Below are 24,776 nucleotides of genomic sequence, written 5' to 3'. Positions count from 1 at the left end.
ATTTCAACTTGCGGAGAGCTTAGGGGTCTACCATGGCTTACAATTATCATGGTAGACCCTATTCTGCATTCGTGAAACTTTATTTTAATCTAATTTTCACTTCAGGATAATCGGATACAACTATTGAAGTGCCCCAATTCTCCGTAATTAATGTTCAATACCTATAGCTTCGTAAGGAAATGCGTTGATCACTTTCTATACAAGGCTAAAATATTAGACCAGGAAACGTAGCCATAGTAGCCAAAAGAGTCGGTGGCATCAGGAAAAGTTCCTATGATTTTAACCGGGCTTCCACCACTGAGATCGACCAGCCAGACGGAATTATCCTTCAGATATACAATATGAGCACCATCCCGGGACCAAAGCGGGCGTTTAATACCTGTTCCGGCCTCCTTTATCTGACGGGCGTTTTTACCATCGGCATCCGCCACCCAAAGGGCTCGTGTGCGTTCCCATGAAGCAACTCCCGCGGCGCTTGATATATCCTCCTTCGGCTCAGCAGCTTGCACATACGTAATGTATTTTCCGTCGGGGGACCAGTCCGGATCAAGGGAGACTGTGCCGGGACTCTGGGGTAAATCAATACTTTCCCCTGTTTTAACATCGCATACCGCAAGTGATTTATTCAGCCAAATCTCCCGCCCGGTACCTTTTACAGCAAGCAGTTTGCTTCCATCCGGCGACCAGGAAAGCCATTCAGGATGATTTAAAGAAGTGGTAAGCAGCTGTGGTTCTCCACCTGTCAGCGGTAAACTGTAAAGTCCCACGCCATCGGCCATGATGGAGGCCGAATGCATGGGGTCAATCCGGAAAAGCAACCCTTTACTATCAGGCCACCAACCAGTGCTGCAGATACCGTTTTCCCTGGCCACATACAGCTGAACAGGCTCTTTCCCGGCTACCGGAACAACATATAAGGCATCGCTGCGATTTTCAGGATGCTTTTCATCATAGGGTAATGTTTTTACAAAGGCTATGGTTTTGCCGTCGGGTGACAAGACACCCGGGTTATCGTTAACTTTATCGGGAGTATCACCGGGGCGGACCATATATAACCCTTGCCCGTTAAAGGCGACAACAAGAACGTCGGAAGCGGGCAGCCAGGAAATTTCATTCGAATTAACCGGCAGTGGCAGACCATTTACCTCGTATGACCGGCTTCCGTCCGGCTTGACGATGAAGAGTTTACCGTCGTCCATCTGAGCGTCGCTGTACCCAATATATGCCAGCCATTGCCCGTCCGGGGACCACATTGGCTCTCCGGCCCGACCGGCGTCACTCAGCTTGGTGAGGTCGCCGCTATCCCCGTCAAGAACGTAGAGCAAGTTGTCCCAGACAAATGCCAGCAGTCCCTGTCCTTTGAATGCCCCCGGGTCGGCTTGCGGCAAGCCGGCTTCGGAGCTTTTGGGTTGGGTGGGAGGAGTTGGAGTTGCCCCGTTATTTTTTGAATTACTGCCGCAGCCCGTCTGGATTAGCAACAGCATTAGTACCATGAACATTAGCAAAAAGACAGCTGGAGTTTTTATTGCTTTAGCCGGCTTCACTTTTTCATCTTCTTTCTTGACAACTATTTGCTGTTTTAGGTTTCGTCCATTCCGCTTTATTAACGCAGACGATAGCAATTATATATTTGTTCCATGCATTTGGGTGTTATTTCCAAATAGTCAAAAAATCATACCCCCGCAAACGATCTCCCCCCTTCCTAACCATAATATAAACCCGGCCCCAAGGGGTCGGGTCAACTAAATTTTAAGAAGCATGGTTATGGCATTGCGTCAAAGCGCACTACAAGCCACAGCCCCTTTGACTTTTTATTAGATTATTTATTAATATTACTGGTTAGGCTACTTCACCCACTCCTGACAAACTTTAACGCCTTCGGCAGCATTTGTAGTAAAGGCGTCTGCTCCAATTATTTTGCACGCTTCTTCAGTAACAGGATTGCCGCCTATAATTACTTTTACTTGATCCCGAAGTCCCGCTTCTTTAAGTGCGTCCACCGTTTTTTTCATGGAATCCAGGGCCAGTGTTAGCACACCGCTCATACCCAGTATTTCCGGCTTAATTTCTTTAACCTTTTCTACAAATGTACTGGCCGGCACATCAATGCCCAGGTCATAAACTTCAAAACCGGCTGCATCCGACATGCTCTTGAAAATATTTTTACCAATATCATGCAAATCGCCCTCTACTGTAGCCAGAACAATTTTGCCTGCTTTGCCGTTGTTTTCTCCACCAATGACCGGCTTTAGAATTTCGAGAGCCGAGTTTAACAATTCCCCGGCAAATATTAAATCACCCACAAAATATTCTTTGGCGTCAAACAAGTCGCCCACAATAGCCATACCTTTTTGACAGGCGCCTACCACCACCTCGGTTTCTTCACTGCCGGGATTAGTGGCGACAAACTCTTTTAACATGTCTAATACCTTGGGCTCGTCCAGATCTCCTACTGCCTTTGTCAACGCTTGCATGTCCAACATAAAGTGTGTCCTCCTTTTAATTTTTGTCCGAGAATCACGGGGACTGTTCTCTTACTTCCAAAAGGTTTATTGGCTGCTTGATTATCCCGCTGCCGCTAGCATGGTTGCCCTTATTATCCCCCTCGTAAAACGAGCAATTTTGAAAACTCCTAATAATTGTCATGGCAAGCGTTAGTGTAGTAATCTCCGGTTGTTACCCCCGCTTTATCCTGAGAGATCACCACGCGCTATCGCTCATCGCGACGATGACAACCGGTGACTCCGCTAACCTTCCGACAAAAGCTTGTCCCAAATCAATTGGTTTAGTTATGACTGCCTCTGTCCGGGCCGATTTTATTCTTTCTGTAGGCATTGGAGAAGTTCCGGCAGTATCGATCACGGCCCAGTAATGCCTCAGCGGCTAAAAGAGTGGTTAAAATATCCCTGTTACAGGGGTCCAGGATAGCCGAATCCATACCCGCATAGGTGGCAATAGTCAAAAAATGCTGGTTAATAATTTTTCTTAGAGGCATACCAAAAGAGATATTGCTTAAACCTGAGGTCACTTTAATGGTAGGATAGAGTTCTTTGACCGCTTTTAATGTCTCGATAAAGTTTAAAAGGGACTGGTTATCAGCTGATATAGCCATTACCAGCGGGTCGATATGGATTCGGTCGGGAGTGATGTCATACTGTTGGGCCTTTTGCACCATTGTTTTAGTTATCTCAACTCTGGCTTGCACATCGGAAGGAATCCCTTTTTGGTCACAGGTCAAGGCGATCACCTGCCACCGGGTGCTCTGAATCATGGGGTAAACTACTTCGCATTTGCCGCCTTCTTCAGATACCGAATTAATAATACCGGGTTCTTTAGCGTACTTAAAAACCTGCTCTATTGCCCTGGGGTTGGGGCTGTCAATACACAGCGGTGTATCAATGGCATCCTGTACAATTTCCATCAGCCATTTTAAAGTTTGAACTTCAAACTCCGGCGCTGTGCTGGCACATACATCTATATAGTGAGCGCCTGCCTCAACCTGCTTGACAGCCAAGTCGCGAATAAACTGTTCATCTCTATTTTCGATAGCTTTTTTTACCCCTGGAATCGTGCCATTGATTTTCTCTCCAATAATAATCATTTTAAAGATACCTCCTTAGACTTCAAGGTTTAAATATCCATTGTATTTAACCCCGGTTACAGAGACAGACAGCTAGTTCAATAAACCCAACATTTTCCAAAGAGGTAAACTCATAATAATACCTATCAAACATAAGCCCAAATAAATAACACTTAATATCCTTGCCTGTACATGGGTATGCCCTTTTCCGTCCAGCATGCTGTACTGAGCTAAATATGGCACATTCAGGTATGGCATCAGCCAATGATTACTTACCGCAGCCATGATAATAACTACTATGAAGGGGTTAAAGCCTATATTCGCAAGTATCGGTGCAAGTACAACCAATATTAAAACACCTGAAGTTACCTGGGATGGTATGATAAGCCTTATCACAGTAATTACCAATGTCAAAGCCATAACAAATACGAGGGTGTTATTGATGAGCGGTACAAGGAGTGGTCCAAGAATGGTATTCAACCATTTATCAACTCCTACCTGGGTCATGTCAGCGCCGATATTCAAAATTAAACCTAAGTATATCCATACACTCCAGCTTACACCTGCAAGATCCTTATTGCTTACTATGTTGGCAAGGAATAAGGCAGCCATAGCAACTAGTGCCGCTTCTGTTGCACCAACACCGATGTAGGATCCCATAATCCATAAAATGAATGTAGCCAGTATAATTACTCCGCTAACTTTTTCTTTTGTTGTCATCGGCCCTAATTCTGCCAGCTGAGAATACACCTGCTCTTTACTGACAGCTTTTACGCCCTTTCCGAAATACAGCCAGAGGATAAGAAACATAACGATGCCTATCAATAAGGCTATTGGAAGGCCGGCAGCAAGCCAACCGGACCAGGTTATCTGCTGTTTTACATCAGCAGACAAGGCACCTATATAGGCAATATTGGGAGCCATGCCTGTCATAAAAGCAATACCGCCCAGCACAGCTGAACTTATAAACACACCCAGTGATAAACCTGCCGCACCGCGGCTGCCGTCTTCCAGCCCCATGGAGCGGGCAACTCCAAGTGCAAAGGGAGTAGGAATGGAAACCTTGGCAACTGCGCTTGGCACCATAGGGCCGATAACCACAAATCCGGTTAAATATAACCCTAGCAATTGACCAAAATAAGTACCTGGAAGGACTTTCAGCATCCACAGACTGAACCTACGTATCAAACCTGTACTGTTAAGTGCAGCGCTGAACAGCATTGCTGCCAAAACCAGCCAGAGGGCGCTGTTCGAAAAACCTCCGAAAGCAGTAGCAAAAGGTATTTTTACTATCAGCACAAACAGAACATTCATTAGTAGTGCCGTAATCATATCCGGTATAACCCCAAAGGCCCAGAAAATTACCGCAAATGTAGTAATACCCAGAACCTGCATTGCATTGGCTTCGAGCCCCGGGAACGGTGAGCTCAGAGCAATCCAAAGTCCCACGATAATGCCTAAAGCTGCTCCGATAATTCTTTTCAACTGAGTCCTACCGATTTCTGAATTTGTGGCAGTTTGTTTTTCTGTTTTAATCATAACGATATCACCCTCTAATAAAAATTCAATAATTCTGGACTATATGAGAGGATATAAAATGGGAACTAGTACTAAAACCATTAAAACAAGCAGGACTGAAATAGGACCGGAATATTTTACATAATCCATGAATCTATAGCTGCCCCAATTAATCACAAGAGCTTGTGTTGGACTTGCCATTGGAGTAATGAAAGAACATGATGCACATAAAGTAATTCCAATTGCTACAGGTAGCGGATTCATTCCCAGTTCTGCTGCAAGGGAAACGCCTATGGGAATCATAACACCTACACTAGCTGTGTTGGACATTAACTGACTGATAATAAATGAAATCAAAGACAGCACTACAAACACTGAGATCGGAGTAATGGCGCTACCCAACAATCCTACAAAGAATTCAGCAATAATTTTTCCTCCGCCGCTGTTTGCAAGGCCGGCCGCACTACCAATGGTTCCACCTAGAAGAAGCAAGGTTCCCCAGTCAATTTTGTGATACAGTTCTTCTAAAGTAATGCACCCTGTAATCACACACGCGAGGCCGCCGAGAATGGCAACTGTTCCTAAGCTGATTCCATGGTATTGTTGAGTAATAAGGCCACCTATTGTAGCCAATAGGATAACTGTACTTATAGTTTTCTTGTATTTTGCTTTTTTCAGAATAACTGGTCCATTTGTAATTGCGGCATCATCTTTTGCTTTTAAATTTGATTTTTCCCGTTGTGCAATAAAGTCTTTAACAAAAGCGCAGTGCTCAGGGTTTTTTCCAAATATCATATCTGCGAATTTGTCACCAACAGTAAAAGCATAAATTAAAACAACAATAAACATCGGTAATGCAATTTTTGCAAACTGTGTAAAGGTAAATGGGGCATACCCTGCCGCCACCAACATTCCTGATGCAGATATGTTAACAGGAGAACCAACAAGTGTCATTAATCCTCCTACAGAGGTTATAATTGTTAAAATCTGCATATATTTTTGTTCATAAACTGATTTGTCATTAGCTTTTATCACAACACCTAAAATTAAGGGTAAAAATATAACAGTACATGCTGTATTACCTAAAACAAATGACATGACTCCTGAAATGGCCAGCATAAGCAGAATAGATAACTTCGGTTTTCCACCTGCTATTTCGATAATCATATCTGCAAGTGAACCTGCTGCACCTGTCGAGAACAGTGTCGATCCCACCACCATAATGCCTGCCATAACCAGAACCGAATCCTGGGAAAAAGCAGCCCAGGCAGTATTTGCAGGAATAACGCCGAACAGTACCATGGCGGCAGCCGATAACATTGCTATAATTGGTATTGGCAGTAATTCCCCCACATAAAAAACAATTGCTATCGCAAAAATTATAATACTAATATTACCCGCATCCATTTTATATCCCCTTGCACTTCACAATTTTTAGTTAATATAACTACCGCAGAATAGATTGCAGACTCATCCTAAAGATTCTGCTTGTCCTTTTGTGGAGCTTTATAGGAAATTCACAGGCAGCCTTTACTGCCAGTGATTCCCGGGGGGGTTTCAGGAGATACAGTTCATTTTTAAGGAACTTACTTTAGACGCTATTGCGAATATTAAGTAACTCTTTCAAAGTTTTAGCCATTTACACCAATCACTACTATAACAATAGATTCATAACAAACTGAAAAATAATATCTTCGGATTTCAGCATCTTTGCTTTCATCGCAGCAACATTTCTATCATCGGTGTCCTGGTTTTCTTCAACAATCTGTTCCCATGTTTTTAAGTATTTGCAATCCATAGAGCCACCTCCTTTCTAATAAGTAGCATTGTCACGCAAATAATCAGACAATGCTATTATATTTTCGCGCATATTGCCCTGGCAGGTAATAGCGCTCTTATCAAATTCAAAATAATACCGGCCGCCAGGCGCCAAAATATCGAGATATTCTTTTGCCTTATTAATAACCTCTTCTTTAGTCCCAATTTGCAGTATGGATATTGGATACAATCCGGATATAATATGTTTATCTCCTAATTTTTCCTTGATAATTTTCGGATCTCCATATTCAAAACGCAACCTTACATTTTCCGGCAAATCACGCAAATGATCTAAATAACGCATCCAGTCACCTTCGCAAAAGACTCTCACGCCCATTCCGCTATCAACAAAAGTCTCTATCATTTTTTTGAAAGTTGGATAGTAGAATTTTTCGAAATCTTTTGTCCGCATAAAACCTGGCATATGAGTTGTAATAGAAGTTGTCCCCATATAATGGGGATTGGATGGAGTCGCCTTTCTAATCAATAGTGGGAAAACTGCATCACAAGCTTCAATCACTTGCTCAGGATGTCGTCTGCAATCAATCAGTATATTTCCAAAACCTCTGATAAAGTCTGCCAGGAAATCGAAAGGACACTTAATTCCGCCGCCGGATGAATTGGCAGGGGGCTTTAAATAACCATATTTAGCTGTTGCGTCGCTTCGAATTTTTGCCATAACAGCCTGCTCTTCCCGGTATGCGACAATACCTTTTGCCATGTTCACCGACCTGGTCACAGGGTCTGTATCAAGCGCTGGAAACAGAGTCGGCAGGATCTTTTCCAACATAACGTCAAAGGGATTTTTAATGAAAGCATCGTAATCCTCCGCATCCATTCCGGAGATTTCCGGATGCTGCATGAAACCTCCTTTACTCATTTTGTAGGAACGTGATTTCAACACCTGATATGGATAAGGTACGATGACAGATGCGACCGGCACAATATCCGTAAAAACTTGTGAACAAAATTCATCGCAAGCTTTTGCTAACAAACCATTTGTATCCCATTGGGAATCAAACAAATCATATCCTGCAAATTGAATTGCAAAAGGATTAAACACATAATGTCCTAATGGAACCCTTTTAGGTATTTGTCCCGTGAATAGCTTGTCAAAAAGCTCATATCTTTCTTGTTGTAATTTTCCCGCATCATTTGTCATATTTAAACCTCCTTCAATTGTCTCATTATAGACATTTTACACATTGAAATATTTTGGGGTCTAATCAAACATTTGCTTATCCGTATATACATTTGTTTTTTATATACAACTATTGTTTATTTGTAGAATTTTCACTATACTTACCCTAGACAACCTTGTGAATGGGAGGACAAAATGCTTAGTCTTATCAATATTTATAAAAGAATCGGATCAAGAAAAAAAATATCAGATAGCATTTATTTAACGATAAAACAAGCTATTATCACAGGTTTTTTGCCTCCAAAAGAAAAAATAGATGATAAACATATTGCACGGGAATTAGATGTAAGTCAAAGTTCCGTCCGGGAAGCTCTAAAGCTGTTGGAGTTTGATCATTTTATCACTTTTGTTAAAGGCAGAGGATACGAGGTCGAAAATGTAACTTTAGAGGATATTGTAAAAATTAATGAAATGTTATCTATTCTATCTGCAGCTTCTATAGAGCTAATCAACATTCAAGACCCTATCGCTACAATTATGTTGTCAGAAAGTTTAAACCGGGAACAGGAAACAACAAATCATGATTTGGATAAAAAATTTCATATGACCCTGGCCCTTTGCACAAAAAATGGTGAAATTATGAAAGCAATGCGATATTTCTTTGACAGATTGCAGTGGGGAATAAATGTGCTGCCTCTGGATGATGTAAGCACAACTATTATAGAAGACCATAGGAATATCTTCGAGTATTTTATCAACAACAAAAATGCCGGCAAAGAGATTTTATCCGACATCATCATAAAGCACTATAATTTACACCTTGAAGATATATTCGAAAAAAATAGAAGGTGGGCATAGTATGGAAAGGATCAAATCTGATTATCTTAGAAATGTAAAACATTTACAAATAAGTGATGCCGTGTATACTACCTTGAAGGAAAGTATAGTCCGGAACCAGCTGGATTCCACCTTCCGTTTAAAAGAAGAAGAGCTTGCGTCCACCTTAAATATAAGCAGGACTCCAATCCGGGAAGCACTGCAGCACCTTGAACAAAATGATTATATAATCTCTGATAGAAAAAAAGGATATATAGTCAAAAGTCTATCCATTAATGAAAGCATTGATATCATTGAGTATGTTCACTTTCTGCGCCGGTTTGCTGCAGTAATTACAGCCCATCAAATAACAAAACAGCAAGTATTATTTTTAGAACAAAAAAAACTGACAGAAATGCAATTACGCTCACTAAATGACCCTGCTCAAGTTTCCAATGTATATAAATGCCATCAGGAATTCCATTTATCCATTGCCAGGCTGACAAATAACAATTTTCTATACAACGAAAGCATACGTATGCACGAAAAGTTACTGATGATTCATTATTATTATACAAGTGCTATGAAGAGTGACTTTCCTGCTTATCTTTATTTACAGGAACATGAAAAGCTATTGGAAGCCTTTAGAGACCATGATTCGAAGAAAGCTAAGGAAATTGTGGACGAGTATTCAAAAAATGCGTGTATTGTAATAAAAAGAATGTATAAACTAAAACGGAATTTTGATTAGATTGACCCTAGGTTTGGCGCAAGAAATTACCAAGCCCAGTAATACCAATGCTCTCACGGCATTAGCTTATTAAGCGTGGTCCGCATAAGTAAGTTAATTTAAGCCCCCGCTTAAGCTAACTTTTGGGGCTTTATCAACACTTTGCGCAAAATATCAATATCCTCAAGTACACGGCCTGTGCCGTAAGCAACAGCCAACAACGGTTCGTCCGCTAAATGTACCGGCATTCCCGTCTGTTCACTGACCAAAAGGTCTATTCCACGTAGCAGTGATCCTCCTCCGGCCATTACAATACCCCGGTCTATTATATCAGCCGCCAGTTCAGGCGGGGTTAATTCAAGAGTACTTTTAATTGCCGTAAGGATACCGGAGACCGGCTCTAAAAGTGCCTTATAAATTTCTTCCGAGGTGATTTCTATCGTCTTTGGCAGCCCACTGGCCAGGTCACGGCCGCGAACTTCATATTTTTCCATATTCTTGGACAGGTAAGCGGTGCCAATTTCAATTTTAATTTCTTCGGCTGTACGCTCTCCGATCATTAGGTTATAAGTCTTTTTAACATGCTGGATAATGGCCCCATCCATTTCGTCCCCGCCTATGCGTATGGAGCGACTAGTTACAATACCCCCCAGAGATATTATTGCCACTTCAGTAGTGCCCCCGCCGATATCTACAACCATATTGCCTGTAGGCTCATGTACCGGCAAGCCGGCTCCAATTGATGCAGCCATGGGCTCTTCAATTAAATAAGCTTCCCGTGCGCCAGCCTTTAAAGCGGCCTCCCTAACAGCCCGTTCTTCAACAGTGGTTGCACCGGATGGTATCGAAACAATAACCCTAGGCCTAACTAAGAAGGTTCTTTTGCCCAGCGTTTTACTGATAAAATATTTGATCATACTCTGAGTAATGTCGAAATCGGCTATAACGCCGTCTTTCATGGGTCTAATGGCTACAATATTGCCTGGGGTACGGCCAATCATTTGCTTGGCCTCATCACCTACTGCCAAAATCTTGCCACTATCACGCTGAATCGCAACTACAGACGGTTCATTAAGCACTATTCCCTTGCTTTTAATGAAAACAAGAGAGTTGGCCGTTCCAAGATCAATTCCCATATCCTTAGATAAAATTCTTAATGCCATTTGCCAGACTCCTCTCGATGAACATTCATATTAAGCCACTGGCTTTAGAGTTAACAACTTATTATATCAATTTAATTATTTCACGTAACAAGTAATTAAGGATTAAAAACAAATTAGAAATCATTTAATCTAATTTTATTTCTCTTTAATCTTTTACGAAAGTTGGAGGGATATATTGGGGGTACCAATGAAAGGAGGTGATTTCACTTTTATGAATGTCGATATAAGGTATAGAGTCGAAAATGGCGATTATCATCTCATCATCCAGATCATCCCTTATTTTTCCTTCAGCCTTCCATTTTTTAATCAACCCTGCTTTAACGCTGCGCGATAATTCATATTTACTTCGCCCATGAATGTGTTGTTGTTTATTTATTTTGCAAAGGTTTTATACGATGTTGCTATTGAGAATAAAACATATACCTGAGGACACCAGGACTTTCAGCAAACATTCAGCCACGATTCAGGAAGCTTTTAACTTTATTTCAGGTATTTTTAATGTAACAACCTTATAATCAATTGTATATAAAAAAAGGAGGTTAAATGATGAAGCTTGGAAAAAAAGTATTCATTGGCGCTTTGGCTGCAGGATTCTTAATGGGGGGAACTGGTCTATTGAATGTATCAGCCGCTAATGCGGCCCCCGGCCCAGGAAACCAGCAGCCAATAATAAACTTCCAGGCAGAAATGGGTACTCAGGGTCAGTGGAATATGGGGAGACAATCCGGCACATCTAATCAAAAGCAATACGTTCAACAACAACCTGTTCAACAGGAACCTCCTGTTCAATGGCAACCTGTTCAACAACAGCCGGTTCAGTGGCAATCCGGTCAACAACAAACTGTTCAATGGCAACAGATGTTCAATAAACGGAATGCTCAGGGTGGCCAGATGCTCGGGGCTGTAGGCGGAAACATCATTTCCCAGGTGGCTGATATTTTGGATGTGGAAGAAGAAACCATAATCGAAGCCCTGCAGGACGGCCAAAGCCTGGTAGAAATTTCCGGGGATTACGATGTAGATGAAGACGAACTTCTGGATGAGCTTGTAGAGCTCCAAAGCGATGCCATTGACAACGCGGTGGATGAAGATATTCTCACCGATAATCAAGCCGATGAATTAAAAGAACAATTGGCTGAACAATTAGAGCAAATTGTGGAGAGTATCAACACAACTTTTATGAATAATCGGAGCAGTTTTATAAATTATGATGATACAAGTGTAAACAACATTGAAGATACGCTGGATGATTATTTTGAGGATGCAGGAGATGATTATTTCAGTGACGACGGCATAGATGTCACAATAATCCTTGATGGCGACGAGGATGATCTGGCATATAAAGTTACTCTTGATTTCGACGATGCTGAAGATTATGATGATCTGACCGACATCAGTCAAACTAAGCTGAAAACCTTTTTGAACGCCGTAAAATCGAAAATCAACACTGAAATTGATGATACCAACTTTGAAGACGCAGATATTACAGGAAAAGCAGTGGACAAAGATCATTCAAGTTATTATGTAAAATATAACGGTAGCTCGTATACTTATAGCTGGGATGACTAAGAACATAGAGCAAATAAAACAGAAACAAAACCCCGTTTTCGGGGGTTTTGTTTTTTAGAAAAGAACTTTATCTATTTAAGGCTTTTTCGTTGCCCAGGCCTACGTCGGCCTTTCCTCTGGCTATGACGCTGGTTACGCCCAGGTGGGATTTAGCCTCCGCAGCGCTGATCATAGTTATTCGTTTAACCGATAAGATTTTCTAAAGCTTGAATTGGAGGAGCAATATCAGGCAAGCAGGAGATCGATACAGGACAATCCGTCACACGTCAAAGGCTATGCCAACCAGGTAAATGCTGCCCTGAAACATGATACCTTTGATCGATTGCCGCAGATAACATGCCCGACTCTTGTCTATGGGGGGCTTTACGACGGCAGCTGCCCACCGGAGGAAATTCGCAGGATAGCCGGGCAAATCCCGGGTGCACGCTGCGAGTTTGCAGAATCCGGACACGGTAGCTGGTTCTTTGACCCTTCAGTGTGGGAAAAGATCATCAGTTTCTATAAAGAGAAATAGTTTATGAACTACATTGAAATAGTCAATGACGCCATACAATATATTGAGTCCAGCCCGCACCGGAAGCTGTCCCTGGAGGAACTCTGCTACTGAACGACGATCTAAAAATCCATTTTCTGGAACTGGAGAAGACAGTAAATCGTAGGCCGAAGGACCGCTTGGAAGCGTGGATGCTTTACCTCAACAACCTTGCAGGCGAAGAAATGGAGGTGATCGCTATGAATAATCCCGGTATAAGGAAAGCCTTGACCATTGAGAGGGCTTTCTGGCAGAGCAAAAAGGAGCTATCATACGGGACTTTTTTATCATAAGTCTTTTTCATTTAAACCCGTTTAGTGATAATAAAATTATGATCATTTTGAACCCGTCGCCTGTGTAATTTTTACATTATAAGTCGCTACATGACCGGCAAAAGGGTCAGTCGCTCCTGGGGGCCGATTAGATAACCTTTGTCCCTGAGGCCCCGGCAGGATAGAAGCTAAATTTCTTTATATCAGTTTTACATAGTCCTGTGCGCCATAGAAAAAGCGATGAATAATAACTGCCTTAGCCGCTTCATCAACCCTATAAGCCAGCACATAGTTTCTGATAGCTGCCTTGCGATAGCCTATTTTTTCTAAATAAGCGTCATGACACTGTTCATACATAAGTGGATTGCTTTTCAAATAACCGTAGCATTTTTCCACTTCATCGAGGAAATTGGTAGCTGCTATGGGGTTTGCAAGCTGAATGGCAATGTACGAAACGATATTATCCAAATCCCTGTGAGCAAGCTCCGAAACAACCAGCCTATACATTGTATTTTTCTCTTATGCTTTTCAAAGAGGCATCTCCGTCCAGCACCTTTCCTTCCGCTATCTGCGCCTCGGCTCCAGCCAATTTGTTATATACATCTAGCATAAACAATTTTTCCTCGTACATTTTTACGCTCATGATAACCATATCGCCATAGCCGTTTTTGGTAATATATATCGGCTCGGTTGCCTCTTGGCACATTTTAGAGATTTCGCTTGTATTTTTCAAATCCCGGATCGGAATGATTCGCGGCATAATCGTCATCTCCCTTCCATTCATGTGGAATTATTATACCATAATTATGCCCCACTCATAAAAGAATAATTCAAAGTTTCCGCAAATATAAAAAGGCCGAGCGCTTGAAACCACAACATCACCCGCTGGACGCCGGCAGTTTTTGGACATGCGCATCTAGCTGTTTTTGCACGCCCGGCAAAAGGGTCAGCCGCTCCTGAGAGCCGATTAGATAACCTTTGTCCCTGAGGCCCCGGCGGGACGGCTTTTTACCGATTTTTTCCTTGGAAATGTTAAAACCGCCCGGTTTGCGGGCTCCTCCCTGCCCAATAATCCGGCCAGCAGATCTATAACGCCGTCTTTATCCAGCTTTTCATTGGCCTGCAAGCACTGCGGAATAATAATGCAGGAGGGGCATCCCTGCAAACAATAAAAGTAACATTCCATCCCAAATCAAGCGCAACTTTTTGATCAAATAATTCAGCGTAAAATTGTTTTGATACTCCAACGTCTTTGACTGCCAGTAAAGCAAGTTTGAATTCCATAAAGCCCTCCATTCATATTCGTATAAGCGGGCGTTTAATACCTGTTCCGGCTTCCTTTATCTGACGGGCTTTTTTACCATCGGCATCCGCCACCCAAAGGGTTCGTGTGTGCTCCCATCATGAAGCAACTCCCTCGGCGCTTGATATATCCTCCTTCGGCTCAGCAGCTTGCATGTTTTAGGCTAAAGGTGGAGATAAACCATGTATATAGCATTAATAAACCAGGAAAAATAAAAACATTAAAACCCTTACGAGTCGGTTTTTTTACGGTACATATTACGGTCTTCAGGTTATTCAAAATACAATTTGGTAGCATTATTGGAATGAGGTGGAGAATGACTTGGGATTTTCCAAACTGTTTGTTATGATGATATTTTTCCAAGGCAATAAATATACCCTTCCGCAAACCCAAGCAGTTTTTAAAGCATTGGTAGATGCAATAGTGCCGGTGACTCCCGAGCTTACAGAAAAACAAGGATCTATTCAGTCATGTGGAGCATTGGATTCACACACTGACGAATATCAAATCTGGTCACTGGATCATTTTCTTTCGCTAATTATTATTCTAAAAAGCTTTAATATTCATTTAGCTGATGCAGCTGCAGAAATGCTGAATATAGCTGCAAAGCAATTACTCCATATGGGGGGAAATAAAATACCCGTAAACTCAGCTATCCTGCCTGAGAAAGGTGCCTTTGCAGCCCTTGCACCAAGCGATCGTTTTCGGGCAATAACTCTTTTGGAGCAGAAAGAAGACGATCTCGCAATCTTGCCTTTACCTTTCCATAATTACCAGGGATTTGTATTTACCGTAATAGTTTCGATTACCTTTCTTGCCATAATTGGGTATTATACTGAATGGTCCGGATACGGTTCAACACGTATGGAAACGCCTGAAAAACGCCAACTAGAGCATTTCCCTACAGGTTGGAAACAGGTTGGATATCCCGGCCCTTCCAAGGGCTATCATGCTCTGAAAGGTTATTTGATTGAAAAATTCACAGAATAAAGGTGGATCCCATGACATATGCTGCCGACGTTATCATAATCGGAGCGGGTGGAGGAGGCCCTGTTGTTGCCAAAGAACTTGGTGAAAAGAGAGTAAAAGTACTATTGCTTGAAGCCGGAACATGGTATGGAAATAAAAAATGGCCCAATCCAAACCAGGAACATGGTGCCGTACACGATTCCAATCCTGAAAACTTAAGTCATGAGATTTTAAATAGAAAATTTACAGGTTATGAAGGTGACATGAACGACTTTGTGTCAGGTAAATTTCGCTGGGGGCCCGCAGATAGAAATCGGTATCCCTGGTTTAGATACATTCCCCAGGGAGGTTTTGCCTGGCAGATTTCCGGCGTAGGCGGGACTACACTTAACTACCTTGGAAATTCTCCACGGGCGTTTCCGTCAGCAGTGGATGACGTTTGGCCCATTTCCTATCGGGAAATGATTCCATACTATGAGAAAGTTGAAGCAACACTCCCGGTTGCCCCCGCACCAATGACGGCAAAAGAAGAGCTATTTTTTCATGGTGCCAAAAAAGCCGGATGGTCACTTTTAAAAACCCTTAATGTCACAAGTCCGGGTTATCGCCCCCAGCCTAATGCAATTTTACCTACGGATCATAATATAAACGATCCGTACTTTAAATTTGAAGAGAATACTGAAGGTTGCACTCTATGCGGCAGCTGTATCAACGGATGTCACATTGGTCCCACGGTTGAAAAAATAGCCAAACGTTCAACATTGGTGAGTTATATTCCCCTTGCTCTTAAAACGGGAAATGTAATGGTTAGGCCAAACACATTTGTTATCAAGATATTAACAGAGAAAGATGAAAATGACGGTCTTAAGGCTATAGGTGTCCAATATAGAGATACCTGGACAGGAGAAACAGGTGAACTTAGGGCAAAAGTTGTAGTTATGGCAGCAGGCGGTATAGAAACTCCCCGGCTTTGGTTAAATTCAAAACTACCAAATAATTCGTGGATTGGAAAAGGATTGACAAGCCATTGGTCTGACACTGTCTCCGGTATATTTGACGAGCAAATCTTGATGAATATATTAGGTGTTCCTAACATAAAACCATATGTCGGGCCAAATTCAGCAGCTAGACTTGATTACCCGGGAGTTGGAGTGATTCAGGGATTTGGTTCAAGTCCGGGATTATTATCTACCTTACTTTACGCATTTAGTAAAGACGGTTACAACTTTTTACGCAAAACCGATTCGGAAGAACCTTGGGATGTTAGGGGAAGAGTAATAGGCCGGGAACTTAAAGAATTAATGATGGAATATCCAAGAACTTTAAGTGTTTTAATATTTACTGATGATGAAGTTAATAAGAAAAGTGGAATTACTCTTGATCCTGTTCTAAAGGATGAGCATGGTTCGATACCTGTAATTAAGTATTATCCAAGCAAAAAGGATAAACAAAAGAGGGATAAACTAGCTGTTATTGCAACAAATATCCTCAAGAAAGCGGGAGCTAAAAAAATTATACGTACCGATTGCTCACCTTACTTATTCGCTCATTTAGAAAGTACAATGCGTATGGGTTATGTTACCGATGCAAATTGTGAAGCTTTTCAAGTTAAAAGGTTATTTATAGCAGATAACAGCGTACTCTATAATAGCTTGGGAGGGCCAAATCCTACTCTTACAACCCAAGCTTTAGCAACACGCACAGCGGAAAAATTAACTCAAAAATATTTTTGTTAAAAAACAAGTATACTAATGTGGAAGTAATAGTTTGGGTAATTTTAGGGGGTGCCATAAATTGACAACTAACACAGAATTAAAAGAAACAATTGGTACCAGCGGGGAAATTGTTAATGATACGAGGCTTAACGCATCTGAAATTGGAGTCCTTTGGAACACTTGTATGGAATCTAGTATGTATAGCTGCATGTTCAAGCATTTTTTAAGCAATGTACAGGATAAGGATATTCGTTTATTATTGGAATCTGCTGTGGATGTAACAAATAAAATGGTTTCTTGGATAATAGAAGCCTTCAATAAAGAAGGGCTTTCAATTCCTATTGGGTATACGACTGAAGATATTAATACAAATGCTCCCCGTCTCTATTCAGACCCGTTTTACCTGTATTTCCTTAACCATAAAACTAAGGCGGGAATTGCTACACAAGGTTCGGCTCTAACTACCTCGGTACGTCCTGATGTAAGGGAGTTTTACACCCGTTGTTGTTCTTCAATAATAGAATTATATCAAAAAACAGTGGACTTATTGCTCTCCAAAGGGCTTTATATACGCCCCCCTTATATTACAACGCCTAAAACCACCGATTTTGTCAAGAAAAAAAATTTTCTGGCAGGGTATTTGGTGCATGAAAAAAGACCTTTACTGGCAGTGGAGATATCATCGCTTTTCCATGGAATAATGATGATCAGCTTAGGCAAAGACGTTTTGATTGGCTTTAGACAAGTAGCGGAATCAAAAAAAGTACGCCATTATATGGACAAAGGGATAGATTTAGCAAACAGGTTTTTGAATATGTATATCCCAATTTTAAGTCAAGAGGATATCCCTGTGCCGATGAGTTGGGATACGCCTGTCACCGATTCAACAGTTTCTCCGTTTTCGGACAAATTAATGATGGCTAAATCACTTTATATGAGTGCGGTTGTAATAGCCAACTGTGGCACAGCAATATCAACAATTTTAAGACACGATTTACTTCCCGGTTACACCCGTACCATGGTGGATACTGCGGATCATGCTGAGGATGGCGTAAAGATAATGATAGAAAACGGTTGGCTTGAAGAGCCGCCAAGAGTTATTGATAGAGAGGATTTAATTAATTCAAAACATTAAGATACTCATATGTCACCCACCTAAAAAAAAAGATACCCTTAATTATACAGAAAAAAAGGTATAATCTCCTCACAAATGAAGGATTATACCTTTTTTACGTTAAGAGGACTTTTTCAGCAGCCTGGCGAAAAACCCGCCTTTTTACTCGGGCTAAAGCCCGGTAACCTGCGGCTGGTTCTAAATTCGGCCGATAGCGACAAGGGAAAGTTTAGTATTTAGTATAGATTTTACTAACTTATGTAAAACTATTACCATCTAAATCTGCAGCCTAAAATTTCGGTAGGTAATTATGAAAATATATACTAAATACGCAAAAAACATCGCAAATAAAAAACATAAAAGCAAAAAGAATGATAATAAAGAAAAACCTTCAACCCATCTGCCTTCTCAAGCCCAAAAGAGAAATATTTTTGCAACAATTGATGAAAATTTCGGATTTTTACATAGCATTCTAGGGGACGGGTTAGGTCTGGTTGAAGGAAAATATGATGTTTTAGAGGGTCAAGCACAGGTCGGAGTAGCTTATATAGAAGGTATTACCGACATAAAACTGATCAGCAGTCAGGTAATTGAACCTCTGCTTAAGGGAAAGATTGATGCAAAGATCGGTTTTGACGGCATCCTTTTGCTGATGCAGTCAAAATTTATATCTATACCCAATACAAAGAGAACCGATCAAATGGAGCAGGTTGTAGATAGTCTTTTAAATGGAAATACAGTGCTTTTTATTGATCATCTGGATACTGCTCTTATTATTGGAAGCCGTAAGGTAGAAAAACGGGCCATAGAAAAACCAGAAAATGAAGTTACAGTTTTTGCAAGTAAGGATTCCTTTATCGAAGATCTGGAAACAAATTGCAGTATGATAATTCGAAGGCTTCCAACGCCGGATTTGCACATTGAAACTTTTACTGTTGGCGTACTTTCACATACTAAAGTAAAATTGCTATGGTTTGAAGGCACAGCAAATACCAAAGCAGTTGAGGAAGCCAGACGCCGGATTAAAAGTATAGATATAGATACTGTATATGGAATAGGCGCTTTAGCCGAGCTGATAGAAGATGCTCCATGGTCTGTATTCCCCAAATACAGACAGTCTCAGCGTCCTGACATCATAGCCAAAAGCTTGATTGACGGACAGTTTGCCATATTATGCAGCAACAGTCCCTTTGCGCTTGCAGCTCCCATATCATTTTGGGATCATTTTAAAACTATGGATGATTACGTAGAAAGATCCCTTGTTTCTTCTTTTTTAAGAATGGCACGTTTTATAGCTTTTATATTATCGATCCAAATTGCCCCTGTGTATCTAGCCTTCGTAGCCTATAATCATTCCATTGTACCTCCACCCCTGGCCTTGAACATAGCAAATGGAAGAGAGGGCGTACCCTTTCCGTCTGTTGTGGAACTGCTTATCTTAACCTTTGCCATAACTCTGATCCGCGAAGCGTCAATGCGTGTTTCGGGATCGGTAGGTTTCTTTATCGGGGTGCTGTCAGCTATAGTCATTGGAACAGCGGCTGTTGATGCAGGTTATGTAAGCGCATCTGTTATTATCGTGGCAGCTATTGCAGCAATATCGTCCTTTGCCATTTCCACGACCACACTGATCTACCCGGCAAGGCTTATTAATTATTTTTTAATTCTACTGGCCGGCGCATTCGGGCTGTTCGGAGTAATAAACGGCACTGTGATTATTTTCTGGCATCTGGCAGCTCTGGAATCTTTCGGGGTTCCTTACCTTTATCCTTTTGTACCCTTTGACCTTGAAGGAATGAAAGATACTTTTATCCGTGCCCCATACAGCGTCTTAAAAAAACGTTGTAAAAAATTGATCAGATGCTAGCCCAAAAAAGAGAGTGATCAAATTTATGCCACAAAATATCCAGCTCACCAGGGAGCAAGTTATCTTTTTGTCTTTTCTCGGTGCTATAGGAAATATAGTATATATTCATACATGGATTGATGACTATACAGGTAGAGCTGCTTGGGTCGCAGGCTTATTAGGAATTTTATTCGTAATACCTTTTGCGGTGTGGATTTTTTACTTAGGAAAGTTTCAACCGCAAAGCACGGTTTTTGATATATTAGAAAGATGTCTGGGTAAATTTCCAAACATGGCTATTATTGTAATATTCATTTTATTAAATATTACAATTGCTGTTGCACATTTAAACATGTTTACGCAAATGATTAACGCATTCTTTTTGGGTACTACGCCGCCCTGGATTATTATGTTGATTTTAATATTGATTTGTGTAATGTTTGCATATGGCGAAATCAAGGTCTTTGGAAGATTGGTTGAGATACTGGCTGCATTCGGTATTATCAATTATTTTGCCGCCTTCATCTTTGCTCCTAAATTATTTCATATTGAATATGTGATTCCTGTCTTTGATACATCATTAACCGGATTTATCAAGGGAAGCATATTCATGTTAGGAGGGGCGGCCGAAGTATTGCTGATTTTTATGGTCATAGTGCGTAACATACCAGACTCGGGCAAGCACTATATGTGGGTTGTCAAGGGAATAGCATTAAGTTCGGTTATCTTTTCTTTTGCCATAATGATTATTATAGGGATAATGAGTCCTGAGCTTGCCAAACGGATCGCATTTGGAGGAGTTAATGCAGCCAAGCTTATCCAGGCAGGGAAATTTTTACAAGGTTTAGAAATATTCATTTTTGGAACTTACCAAATTATTGCCATTGGTAAGATTACTGTGAGCATGTATTGCGCATGGACAGCTGTAAAAAAGATATTTAACAAAAAACCCTTACTACAGTTGATTATCATAGCTCTGATGATGTTGATACCTTCAATCTGGTTAGGGTCATACAATAAGGCATATTTTCTGGCCGTATTTTTGGCAAGTTATATTATCTTGCCCTTTTCCGTATTGACCTTACTGCTTGCTTCTATTAGCGTTCTGATAACAAATAAAAGGGCTGGAAGTGCTACAAAATGATGAAAAGAATTCTTTTGCCGGCTTTATTACTCTTTGCCCTTGTCCTGTCAGGATGCTGGGATTACGAAGAATATGAAGATTTGATCCAGGTTTATGCTTTAGCTATTGACTTCGACAAGCAATCCCATGAAACAACATTAACCTTACAGTATCTACCGACTACAAAACAGGGAAAAGGCGGCGCCCAGGGAGATTCCAGATCTCAGGTGGGTACTGTCTATTCTGCAACAGATAAAACGTTGTACGATGCATTGATAAAGATAGAGCAAGTAACTTTAAAAAGAGTGTTTATGGGTTATTTAAAAGTTGTCATTGTTGGTGAAGATGCAGCCAAATACAACATGATGGACATAATCGAATTTTCAGATCGCGTACCTTCTCTACGCAGCACTGCTCAGATTGTAATTACATCCGGCAGGGCGGAGGATACCTTAAGTACGTTTAACGCTTCTCTCATAACATCCTCCGGTGAAGAAATCAGCAATTTGCTCACTGTATCACGAGCCATAGGTTCGGCATTTCCAGTTTCAATACTGGACTTTACACAGATGCTGGCTGTTGGTGGAATAGAAGCTGTGGCACCGAGGGTAATTACGGTATCTAAAAAAACAGAACCCGAAGCTAAAGGTGGCATCCAGGGGAATACCAGGTTTGTTGAGGAACGTGAAGGGGCTCATCGAGTTGCCGGGATGGCTGTTTTTAAAGGAGATAAATTGGCGGGATGGCTAAATGATCAAGAAACTCTTGGCTATGGATGGATTACCGGAAAGAAGATTAATACTTTCAAAACCTCTGAAACATCAGACGAAACTGATACGAAAAACATATTTTATTATCATGTGAGTAAGTCAAGAAGTAAAATTAAAGTTATAATGGAAAAAAATGAGCCGTTATTTGAAGTGGATGTTAAAATAGTTGCCGATTTGAGGAAATATTATAGCAATAAAGGTTCGGAATTTTTATCTCCTGAAGAAGTAACGGTCATAGAAAATAAACTATCAGAAAGTATACGTTCCGATATCGAAGCGGCACTAGTGAAATGTCAGGAAGAATTTAAGTCTGATATATTCGGCTTCGGATTTGCTTTGTTTAGAAAGAATCCGAAATTATGGCAAACTGAATATGCGGAAAAGTGGGATGATGTTTTTCCATATACACAAGTTTATATAAATGTTGATACAAAAGTAATTAATACAGGTACAAACATTAGAAAATTAAATTTAAAATAGGCAAAAATAAAAATGGAGGAATGAAACTTGGAAAACACTCATAATTTTTATATGCCAAAGACTAATCTAGCCGGCGTTGGCGCAATAAAAGATCTGCCAAACGAGTTAATGCCCTTGAAACTCAACAAAGCATTAATTGTTACTGATAAAAATATAATAAGTTTGGGCTATGTTGAAAACGTAGAGAAAATTTTAAAAGCTTTGTTTATTTCATATGACATATTTGATGGAGTTGTGCATACAAACCCCACAGTTTCTTTTGTAGAGGACGGATTAAAGTACTTCCCCAATAAACTGAATATACTTAAAAGAGACTATGATTTTCTGATCTCTATTGGCGGCGGAACAAATCATGACTGCGCAAAAGCGATAGCCACTGTTGTTACTAACGGTAATTCAATAATAGACTACGAAGGATGGAATAAGGTCACCAAACCCATGCTTCCAACAATATGCATTAATACTACCGGAGGATCAGGTGCTGAAGTAACAATGTTTGCGATCATAAAAGATAATTCCAGAAAAGTGAAAATGACCATCGGATCACCTAAGATGATGCCTTCCATATCTGTTAATGAGCCCTTGTTCCATATCACCATGCCCAAAGAATTAACTGCCGGTACCGGAATCGACGTTATCACACAGGCCATTGAATCTTATATATGCACCGAAGCTTCTCCCATAACCGATGCCTTAGCACTTAAAGCTTTAAAAGTTGCTTGGAAATATCTTCCGCGAGCATATGAGAACGGTAATGATATGGAAGCACGAGAAAAGATGATGTTCGCTAATATGATGGCAGGGATGACCTTAAATAATGCCGGTCTGGGATATGTCCATGCGCTGTCCCATCAGTTAGGCGGATTTTATAATGGCTATCATGGTAATTATAATGCTAATTTGCTGCCGTATGTACTGGAGTTTAATGCCGTTTCGGTACCTGAAGAAAGGATATTCAAAATAGCTGAAGCAATGGATATACAAGCAAGAAGCAAGTCTCAATGTGTTGATAAAATCATGACTGCATTAAAACAGCTATTTTCTGATCTTGAAACGCCAAGCGGTTTAAAAGAAATGGGAGTACAGGAGGACGATATTGAACAACTCTCTCAGAATGCATTAAAAGATATAATTGCCTTAGTCAATCCACGGCAGGGTACAGTTGAGGATATTATGAATATTTTTAAAGCGGCTATGTAATTTAATATTAATTTAAAACCGGTATTGAGTGGGCGAAAATATGGAGCTTATTAATAAGGTTTCCGAATATTGGATACATGTTTTTTTACTATCTTTAATCATCTGGATAATCATATAAATAAGGAAATATTTCAAGCCTGAACCCATTTCTATCACCCTAAACCATAACTGCCGCTTTCGGCCCAGTTGTCATTGTGTTTTCCTTGGGCGATGCTGATTTCCGCATTTTTTACATTGACCTTGGAAGAACGAACAAGTTAAACAGAGAAAAAGATAAAGCTATTTGCCCGCTTTTAACTGAGTTCAATCTAACCGAATAAGCCAGCATGTCTAATTGCTTAATTATCGTTCATAAAAAGAATCATGTTTTTATATGCTTGATAAGATGACTGTTTATTATAATTGGGGGATAAAGGGTTGGCAAAACCATGCTGCCCATTATTCCCTTGTATTGTAAATACCGGAATGATAAAATGAACCTATTCATAAATGAATATGGAGGTAAACTGTTGATAGTATGAATAACAGACGGGAAAGGAAAAAAATTCTGATAAAAAAATCAATATCCGATGTGGCCTTAAAATTCTTCCTGGCAAAAGGTTTTACCGACACTACGGTTGCGGAAATAATGGAAGCTGCAGACCTTGGTACAGGTACCTTTTATAACTACTTTCAGTCAAAAGAAGATGTACTTCATTCCTACCTTACTGAAAAGATTAACGAAGCCAGGCATATTTTGGAGGCGATACAACAATCCCACGGGGAACCGTCTCAAAAACTGTCTGAAATTCTTTTAGCCGCCGGAAAAAGCTATGAAGAAAACCGGCAGCTATTTAACATGTATATGCAGTTTCATCGCCAAAACCCCGATGCCGGGCGACAGCCTCCCCATGGACCGTTATTTAAAGAAATACTGGTTGACATAGTGAGCGAAGGGCAGGAAAAAGGTGAATTCCGTAAGGATATCCCTACTGCAATTATTATCGAAATGTTTATGGGCCTGCTTCAATCCACCATGACAAGTTACCTGCCCACGCCATTTATGGATAACCTGAGGCACAAGCTTTCTTTATTCCTGGAAGGGCTTGCAGTAAAACATCAACCTTAACGGCCTTGC

24 protein-coding genes and 2 pseudogenes are annotated in these 24,776 nt (G+C 40.7%); 13 read left to right on the top strand and 13 right to left on the bottom strand.

What is annotated here, in order from left to right; all coding sequences use genetic code 11:
* Positions 1 to 188 precede the first annotated feature (188 nt).
* From BM056_RS03075 to BM056_RS03050, 7 genes are all read right to left on the bottom strand, one after another.
* Complete coding sequence (locus BM056_RS03075; RefSeq protein ID WP_131820714.1) at positions 189 to 1,499, bottom strand: beta-propeller domain-containing protein; 1,311 nt, start codon at positions 1,497 to 1,499, stop codon at positions 189 to 191.
* Positions 1,500 to 1,844: 345 nt separating this feature from the next.
* Positions 1,845 to 2,483, bottom strand: a complete 639-nt coding sequence (locus BM056_RS03070; RefSeq protein WP_092468627.1) for a cobalamin B12-binding domain-containing protein — start codon at positions 2,481 to 2,483, stop codon at positions 1,845 to 1,847.
* Positions 2,484 to 2,785: 302 nt separating this feature from the next.
* Positions 2,786 to 3,601 (bottom strand): methyltetrahydrofolate cobalamin methyltransferase, encoded by an 816-nt coding sequence (locus tag BM056_RS03065; RefSeq protein WP_092468624.1) that lies wholly within the window; start codon positions 3,599 to 3,601, stop codon positions 2,786 to 2,788.
* A gap of 72 nt (positions 3,602 to 3,673) precedes the next feature.
* Positions 3,674 to 5,119, bottom strand: coding sequence for an SLC13 family permease (locus BM056_RS03060; RefSeq protein ID WP_092468622.1), 1,446 nt, complete (start codon positions 5,117 to 5,119; stop codon positions 3,674 to 3,676).
* 39 nt (positions 5,120 to 5,158) lie between these two features.
* Positions 5,159 to 6,505, bottom strand: a complete 1,347-nt coding sequence (locus BM056_RS03055) for an SLC13 family permease (RefSeq protein WP_092468620.1) — start codon at positions 6,503 to 6,505, stop codon at positions 5,159 to 5,161.
* 247 nt (positions 6,506 to 6,752) lie between these two features.
* A complete protein-coding gene (locus BM056_RS26010) occupies positions 6,753 to 6,896 on the bottom strand; it encodes a hypothetical protein (RefSeq protein WP_165613345.1) in 144 nt (47 codons plus the stop codon).
* Between the two features lie 15 nt (positions 6,897 to 6,911).
* Entirely contained in the window at positions 6,912 to 8,078 is a 1,167-nt protein-coding gene (locus BM056_RS03050) for a uroporphyrinogen decarboxylase family protein (RefSeq protein WP_092468618.1), read from the bottom strand.
* Between the two features lie 174 nt (positions 8,079 to 8,252).
* On the opposite strand from BM056_RS03050, the gene BM056_RS03045 reads away from it, so the two are divergent.
* Together BM056_RS03045 and BM056_RS03040 are read left to right on the top strand one after the other, a co-directional pair.
* Positions 8,253 to 8,915 (top strand): GntR family transcriptional regulator, encoded by a 663-nt coding sequence (locus BM056_RS03045; protein WP_092468616.1) that lies wholly within the window; start codon positions 8,253 to 8,255, stop codon positions 8,913 to 8,915.
* Position 8,916: 1 nt separating this feature from the next.
* Positions 8,917 to 9,624: a GntR family transcriptional regulator gene (locus tag BM056_RS03040; RefSeq protein ID WP_092468614.1), complete on the top strand. Its 708-nt coding sequence runs from the start codon at positions 8,917 to 8,919 to the stop codon at positions 9,622 to 9,624.
* A 110-nt stretch (positions 9,625 to 9,734) separates the two neighbouring features.
* Here the strand turns inward: BM056_RS03040 and BM056_RS03035 are convergent, their stop codons facing one another.
* Positions 9,735 to 10,766 carry a rod shape-determining protein gene (locus tag BM056_RS03035; protein ID WP_092468612.1) on the bottom strand — a complete coding sequence of 344 codons (1,032 nt, stop codon included), beginning with the start codon at positions 10,764 to 10,766 and terminating at the stop codon, positions 9,735 to 9,737.
* Between the two features lie 546 nt (positions 10,767 to 11,312).
* On the opposite strand from BM056_RS03035, the gene BM056_RS03030 reads away from it, so the two are divergent.
* Positions 11,313 to 12,335 (top strand): phage head-tail connector protein, encoded by a 1,023-nt coding sequence (locus tag BM056_RS03030; protein WP_092468610.1) that lies wholly within the window; start codon positions 11,313 to 11,315, stop codon positions 12,333 to 12,335.
* A gap of 67 nt (positions 12,336 to 12,402) precedes the next feature.
* On the opposite strand, the gene BM056_RS26700 is transcribed toward BM056_RS03030, so the two are convergent.
* Entirely contained in the window at positions 12,403 to 12,507 is a 105-nt protein-coding gene (locus BM056_RS26700) for a substrate-binding domain-containing protein (protein ID WP_220427536.1), read from the bottom strand.
* A gap of 39 nt (positions 12,508 to 12,546) precedes the next feature.
* Between BM056_RS26700 and BM056_RS25540 the strand changes: the two genes are divergently transcribed.
* Together BM056_RS25540 and BM056_RS03025 are read left to right on the top strand one after the other, a co-directional pair.
* Complete coding sequence (locus BM056_RS25540; protein ID WP_114319266.1) at positions 12,547 to 12,849, top strand: alpha/beta fold hydrolase; 303 nt, start codon at positions 12,547 to 12,549, stop codon at positions 12,847 to 12,849.
* Positions 12,850 to 12,932: 83 nt separating this feature from the next.
* Entirely contained in the window at positions 12,933 to 13,160 is a 228-nt protein-coding gene (locus tag BM056_RS03025; protein WP_092468608.1) for a PD-(D/E)XK nuclease family transposase, read from the top strand.
* Positions 13,161 to 13,337: 177 nt separating this feature from the next.
* Here BM056_RS03025 and BM056_RS03020 read toward each other — a convergent pair whose 3' ends face one another.
* From BM056_RS03020 to BM056_RS03010, 3 genes and pseudogenes are all read right to left on the bottom strand, one after another.
* Positions 13,338 to 13,646 (bottom strand): type II toxin-antitoxin system RelE/ParE family toxin, encoded by a 309-nt coding sequence (locus tag BM056_RS03020; protein ID WP_092468606.1) that lies wholly within the window; start codon positions 13,644 to 13,646, stop codon positions 13,338 to 13,340.
* Positions 13,639 to 13,899: a type II toxin-antitoxin system prevent-host-death family antitoxin gene (locus BM056_RS03015; protein WP_092468604.1), complete on the bottom strand. Its 261-nt coding sequence runs from the start codon at positions 13,897 to 13,899 to the stop codon at positions 13,639 to 13,641. The genes BM056_RS03020 and BM056_RS03015 overlap by 8 nt, the downstream gene beginning before the upstream one ends.
* A gap of 410 nt (positions 13,900 to 14,309) precedes the next feature.
* Positions 14,310 to 14,423, bottom strand: a pseudogene (locus tag BM056_RS03010) (glyoxalase/bleomycin resistance/dioxygenase family protein); the annotation flags it as partial.
* Positions 14,424 to 14,763: 340 nt separating this feature from the next.
* Between BM056_RS03010 and BM056_RS03005 the strand changes: the two are divergent.
* From BM056_RS03005 to BM056_RS02975, 7 genes are all read left to right on the top strand, one after another.
* Positions 14,764 to 15,432, top strand: coding sequence for a hypothetical protein (locus tag BM056_RS03005; RefSeq protein WP_238456281.1), 669 nt, complete (start codon positions 14,764 to 14,766; stop codon positions 15,430 to 15,432).
* Between the two features lie 11 nt (positions 15,433 to 15,443).
* Positions 15,444 to 17,147: a GMC family oxidoreductase N-terminal domain-containing protein gene (locus BM056_RS03000; RefSeq protein WP_092468602.1), complete on the top strand. Its 1,704-nt coding sequence runs from the start codon at positions 15,444 to 15,446 to the stop codon at positions 17,145 to 17,147.
* A gap of 58 nt (positions 17,148 to 17,205) precedes the next feature.
* Positions 17,206 to 18,261 (top strand): DUF3231 family protein, encoded by a 1,056-nt coding sequence (locus tag BM056_RS02995; RefSeq protein WP_165613344.1) that lies wholly within the window; start codon positions 17,206 to 17,208, stop codon positions 18,259 to 18,261.
* A gap of 289 nt (positions 18,262 to 18,550) precedes the next feature.
* Positions 18,551 to 20,107: a spore germination protein gene (locus tag BM056_RS02990; protein WP_092468598.1), complete on the top strand. Its 1,557-nt coding sequence runs from the start codon at positions 18,551 to 18,553 to the stop codon at positions 20,105 to 20,107.
* A 25-nt stretch (positions 20,108 to 20,132) separates the two neighbouring features.
* Complete coding sequence (locus BM056_RS02985; RefSeq protein ID WP_092468595.1) at positions 20,133 to 21,230, top strand: GerAB/ArcD/ProY family transporter; 1,098 nt, start codon at positions 20,133 to 20,135, stop codon at positions 21,228 to 21,230.
* Complete coding sequence (locus BM056_RS02980) at positions 21,227 to 22,459, top strand: Ger(x)C family spore germination protein (protein ID WP_092468593.1); 1,233 nt, start codon at positions 21,227 to 21,229, stop codon at positions 22,457 to 22,459. Before BM056_RS02985 ends, BM056_RS02980 begins: the two co-directional genes overlap by 4 nt.
* A 27-nt stretch (positions 22,460 to 22,486) precedes the next feature.
* Entirely contained in the window at positions 22,487 to 23,659 is a 1,173-nt protein-coding gene (locus tag BM056_RS02975) for an iron-containing alcohol dehydrogenase (protein ID WP_174549930.1), read from the top strand.
* A 244-nt stretch (positions 23,660 to 23,903) separates the two neighbouring features.
* Here BM056_RS02975 and BM056_RS02970 read toward each other — a convergent pair.
* Positions 23,904 to 24,005: pseudogene (locus BM056_RS02970) on the bottom strand (lipid II flippase family protein); the annotation flags it as partial.
* 171 nt (positions 24,006 to 24,176) lie between these two features.
* Between BM056_RS02970 and BM056_RS02965 the strand changes: the two are divergent.
* Positions 24,177 to 24,767: a TetR/AcrR family transcriptional regulator gene (locus tag BM056_RS02965; protein WP_092468591.1), complete on the top strand. Its 591-nt coding sequence runs from the start codon at positions 24,177 to 24,179 to the stop codon at positions 24,765 to 24,767.
* Positions 24,768 to 24,776: the final 9 nt, after the last annotated feature.

Source organism: Desulfotruncus arcticus DSM 17038 (genome assembly GCF_900113335.1).
GTDB classification, from domain to species: Bacteria; Bacillota; Desulfotomaculia; order Desulfotomaculales; family Desulfallaceae; genus Desulfotruncus; species Desulfotruncus arcticus.
The sequence above is the reverse complement of the archived record's forward strand: the minus strand, read 5'-3'. Positions and strand labels throughout refer to the sequence as shown.